At 73.7% G+C, this 4,679-nt stretch carries 5 protein-coding genes; all 5 read right to left on the bottom strand.

Annotated features, from left to right (window positions below; translation table 11 throughout):
- Positions 1-346 precede the first annotated feature (346 nt).
- Positions 347-994: an endonuclease III gene (gene nth, locus N790_RS03875; protein ID WP_052385666.1), complete on the bottom strand. Its 648-nt coding sequence runs from the start codon at positions 992-994 to the stop codon at positions 347-349.
- Positions 991-1,635, bottom strand: a complete 645-nt coding sequence (rsxE, locus tag N790_RS03870) for an electron transport complex subunit RsxE (protein ID WP_052385665.1) — start codon at positions 1,633-1,635, stop codon at positions 991-993. Before rsxE ends, nth begins: the two co-directional genes overlap by 4 nt.
- Entirely contained in the window at positions 1,632-2,303 is a 672-nt protein-coding gene (gene rsxG / locus N790_RS03865) for an electron transport complex subunit RsxG (RefSeq protein ID WP_052385664.1), read from the bottom strand. Before rsxG ends, rsxE begins: the two co-directional genes overlap by 4 nt.
- Positions 2,300-3,346: an RnfABCDGE type electron transport complex subunit D gene (locus N790_RS03860; protein ID WP_043800999.1), complete on the bottom strand. Its 1,047-nt coding sequence runs from the start codon at positions 3,344-3,346 to the stop codon at positions 2,300-2,302. Before N790_RS03860 ends, rsxG begins: the two co-directional genes overlap by 4 nt.
- Positions 3,343-4,679 (bottom strand): electron transport complex subunit RsxC (gene rsxC, locus N790_RS03855; protein WP_043800996.1); only part of this gene is annotated, 1,337 nt, incomplete at its 5' end. The genes rsxC and N790_RS03860, both read right to left, overlap by 4 nt.

The raw sequence follows: 4,679 nt of genomic DNA, 5'->3' as shown, positions 1-4,679 counted from the left end.
CGGGGGATACACGCCGTTGCCGGGCGAGGCGACTTCGACGGCGCCATCGGAGCAGGCGCCCAGCGCGAGCACCGCGCCGAACGTCAGGAGCAGCAGTTGGGTTTTGTTGCGGACGGCCATTTGAAGGGTCTCCAGCGGATGGGGTGCGGGCGGCGGCGGGCGGCCGGCGTGCCGGGCGAAATCGCGGGTCCCGCCGGTGAAACGTGGCGACGGTGTCGTTCCCGCTGGCGGCTTTTATAGGGGCGTCATGTGACGGCGCCCTGACAGAAGAAAGACAGTGCCGTCACCTTCCGGCCGGGCCGGGAGGTTTTCGCAGGGGCAGGGAAGGCGCGCCGGGGGCGCGGGCTCAGCGTTTGGCGTCGCCGGGCGTCTTGTCGCGGAAGCGGCAGAGGTCCCGGATGACACAATTGGGACAGTCGGGCTTGCGGGCCTTGCAGACGTAGCGCCCGTGCAGGATCAGCCAGTGGTGCGCGTCGAGCCGGAATTCGGCCGGCACCACCTTCATCAATTTGTCTTCCACCGCGCGCACCGTCTTCCCGGGGGCCAGGCCAGAGCGGTTGGCCACCCGGAAGATGTGCGTGTCCACGGCGATGGTGGGCTCGCCGAAGGCGGTGTTGAGCACCACGTTGGCGGTCTTGCGGCCGACGCCGGGCAGGGCCTCGAGCGATTCGCGGTCGCGCGGCACTTCGCCGCCATGGCGCTCCACCAGCAGGCGGCAGGCGGCGATGACGTTGGCCGCCTTCGCGTTGAACAGGCCGATGGTGGAGATGAACTTCTTCAGCCCGTCCTCGCCCAGCGCCAGGATGGCCCCGGGCGTGTTCGCCACCGGGAACAGCTTGCGCGTGGCCTTGTTCACGCCCACGTCGGTGGCCTGGGCCGAAAGCGTCACCGCCACCAGCAGTTCGAAGGGCGTGGTGTATTCAAGTTCGGTGGTGGGCTTGGGGTTGAGTTCGGCCAGGCGGGCGAACAGTTCGCGACGCTCCGCCGGCTTCATGCGCCCGCCCCCGCGCGGCGCAGGCGCCAACCCTGCCGCAGCGCCACCAGCCCGGCCAGCGCCAGGAACGCGCCGATGGGCAGCACCGCCGGCACGAAGCCCGGGTAGCCCGCCGCCACCAGCTCCAGGCCCGGCAGGCCGAGCAAGTGGCCGGCACCGGCGAACAGGCTGCCTTCGCCGGCCAGCTCGCGCACGGCGCCCAACGCCAGCAGCACCCACAGGAAACCGAGGCCGGTGGCGAAGCCGTCGAGGGCGGCGCGGGCCGGGTCGTGGCGCGAGGCGAAGGCTTCGGCGCGGCCCATCAGCGCGCAGTTGGTGACGATGAGCGGGATGAACAGGCCCAGCACCGCGTGCAGCGCCGGCAGCCAGGCGCGCATGGCCAGCTCGATCGAGGTGACCACCGCGGCGATGACCAGGATGAAGGCGGGGATGCGCACGTCGCGCCGGGTCAGGCGGCGGATGCCGGCCACCGCGGTGTTGGTGGCGGTGAGCGCCAGCACCGTGGCCAGGCCCAGGCCCAGCGCGTTGACGGCGTTGTTGCTGACCGCCAGCAGCGGGCACAGGCCCAGCAGCTGCACCAGGCCAACGTTGCCGCTGGACAGGCCGTATTCGAGGATGGCGCGGGGCGTGGGGGCGGTCATGGGGCGTCGTCGGGCGCGGGCGCGTCGTCGAAGGAAAGTGTAGCGCCGGGCCCGGCGGCGCGGACGGCGTCGCCGTGGCGGGCCACGAACTGCAGCGTGCGCCGCACGGCCGCCACCACCGCGCGCGGCGTCAGCGTGGCGCCGGCGAACTGCGGGAAGTCGCCGCCGTCGCGCTGCACCTGCCAGCGCGAGGCCGGTGGATCGCCGAGCGCGCGGCCGGCGAAGCGCGTGATCCAGTCGCTGCGGCCGGCCTCGATGTTGTCGCCCAGGCCCGGCGTTTCCTGGTGGGCGGTGACGCGCACGCCGAGCACGGTGCCGTCGGCGGCCACGGCGATGAGGAGCTTTATGGGGCCGGCATAACCGTCGGGCGCCACCACCTCCAGCACCAGCGCGCTGGGCGCGCCGGCCAGGCGGGCGCGCGAGACCGTGGCCGATTCGCTGCCCAGCCAGGCCGGGGCGCGCACCTGCACGGCGTCGGCGATCGGGTCGTTGTCGTAGCGGTCTGGCGGTAGCACGATTTCCAGCGCCTGCAGCTTCGCGCGCTGCTCGGCGTCGGCGATGCGGTCGCGCGTGAGCGCCCAAGTGCCGGCCAGCAGCGCGGCCGCCGCCAGGCCCGCCAGCGCGAGCTGGGCGCCGGCGCGCAGCGATTCGCGCAGGCCTTCGTTCATGGCGCGCGGCCTTCGCCGAGGATGCGCGGGCGGGTGTGCGCGTCCAGCCAGGGCGCGGCGCAGTTCATCAGCAGCACGGCGAAGGCGACGCCGTCGGGGAAACTGCCCCAGCGCCGGATCGCCAGCGTCAGCACCGCCACGCCGGCGCCGAACAGCAGCCGGCCGCGCGGCGTGGTGCAGCCGCTGACGGGGTCGGTGGCGATGAAAAACGCCGCCAGCACCAGCGCGCCGGAGAACACGTGCTGCAGCGGGAAGGGATGCAGGTCGGGGTCGTACAGCCAGAACGGCAGCGTCAGCAGCAGCACCGTGCCCAGCGTCGCCACCGGCACCTGCCAGGGGATGACGCGCTTCCAGAGCAGGAACAGCCCGCCGAGCGCGAAGAAATTGGCGATCCACTCCCAGCCGCGGCCGCCGAAATCGCCGAACAGCGGCGCGCCGCGGATTTCGGCCAGGGTCGCGCCCTGGGTGCCCAGCGTGCGCACGGCGTCGAGCGGCGTGGCCTGGGCCAGCGTGTCCCATTCCCAGGGCAGCGGCAGTTCGCCGGTGGCCACGGCGCGCAGGCTGGCCAGCCAGCCCGGCGGCGCGATGGCGCCTTCCAGCCCCGCCGGCGGCAGCCACTGCGTGAACTCGCGCGGGAAGGCCAGCAGCACCACCGCCAGCCCCACCATGGCCGGGTTGAACAGGTTCTGGCCGAGCCCGCCGAACAGCTGCTTGGCGACGACGATGGCCGCGAACATGCCGATGGCCGCGACCCACCACGGCGCCAGCGGCGGCACGCACAGCGCGAACAGCACGGCGGTGAGCGGCGCGCTGAGGTCGGTGAGGAAGGGGCGCAGCGGCTTGCCGCGGGCGCGCAGCATCGCGGCTTCGAAGGCCAGCGCAAACGCGGTGGCCAGCGTCGCCTGGATGACGATGCCCGGGCCGAAATACCAGGCGTGCGCCAGCAGGCCGGGCACCAGCGCCAGCAGCACCAGGCCCATCACCGAACGCACGCTGCGGCGTGCCGGGAGGTGCGGGGCGGGGGCGGTGCCGAAGGTTTTCATCCGGGTTCGTTCCGGTCGTTGGCGGCGCCGGCGCGGCGGGCGCGGGCGCGTTCGAGCGCGGCGGCCACGGCTTCGGGGCTGGTGGCGGCCTTGCGGGCGGCCAGTTTCGCCTCGCGTTCGGCGGCCTCGCGTTCGAGCCGTTGCTGCCTGAGTTCGTAGCGCTGTCGCGCCGCCTCGGCGCCGGCGGCCGCGGCGTCGCGCGCGCGCAGTTCGTTTTTCGCCACGCGGAACTGCTGCGTAAGCGGGATGTGGCTGGGGCAGGCGAGGTCGCAGCAGCCGCATTCGATGCAGTCGAACAGGCCTTGCGAGCGGGCGTCGTCGAGGCGGCCGGCGCGCGACTGCCAGAGCAATTGCTGCGGCAGCAGGCGCGACGGGCAGGCGCTGGCGCAGTCGCCGCAGCGGATGCAGGGCATTTCGTCGCCGCCGGCGCGCAGGTCGGCGTCGCCCAGCACGAGCACGCAGTTGTGGGTCTTGCCGATCGGCACCTCGTCGTGGGGTAGGGCGAGTCCCATCATGGGTCCGCCCAGCAGCAGGCGTTTCGCGGCGGGCGTGTAGCCGCCGGCCTGCGCCACCAGGTGCGACACCGGCGTGCCCACCGGCACCACGAAATTCCCGGGCCTTGCCACGCCGGGCCCGGTGACGGTGACCACGCGCTCCACCAGCGCCTCGCCCAGCGCCACGGCGCGCCAGGCCGCGCGCGCGGTGGCGACGTTCTGCACCACCACGCCGATGTCGCGCGGCAGCCCGCCGCGCGGCACCTCGAGGCCGGTGAGCACCTGGATCAGCTGGCGTTCGCCGCCTTCCGGGTAGCGCGTCGGCACCACCACCAGCTCCACTTCTCCGCCGCCGTGCGCGTCCAGGGCGGCCCGGCAGGCGGCCAGGGCCTCGCCCATGCTGTCCTCGACCGCCAGTTGCACGCTTTCGGCGCCGACGATTCGCGCCAGCACGCGGGCGCCCAGCACCACTTCATCGGCGTGTTCGCGCAGCAGGGCATCGTCGCAGGCGATCCAGGGTTCGCATTCGGCGCCGTTGACCACCAGGCGCTGCCGCCGCACCGCGGTTTTTTCCGCGGTGGGGAAACCGGCGCCGCCCAGGCCGACGAGGCCGGCATCGCGCAGGCGGGTGCGCAGGCTTTCGGGATCCGCGTCGGGGGAGAGCGGGGGCATCGCCACCGCCGGCGCATCATCCGCGACTTCGATCACCACGTGCGCCACCGGGATACCCGGCAGCTGCGGCACCTCGGCGCTTTCGACGGCCCGCACGCGGCCGCCGCGCGGCGCGTGCACGCCGGCGCCGGAAGCACCCCGCGCGGCGCCGATGCGCTGCCCGCGCG

This window comes from Arenimonas malthae CC-JY-1 (genome assembly GCF_000747075.1).
Classification (GTDB): domain Bacteria; phylum Pseudomonadota; class Gammaproteobacteria; order Xanthomonadales; family Xanthomonadaceae; genus Arenimonas; species Arenimonas malthae.
The sequence above is the reverse complement of the archived record's forward strand: the minus strand, read 5'-3'. Positions and strand labels throughout refer to the sequence as shown.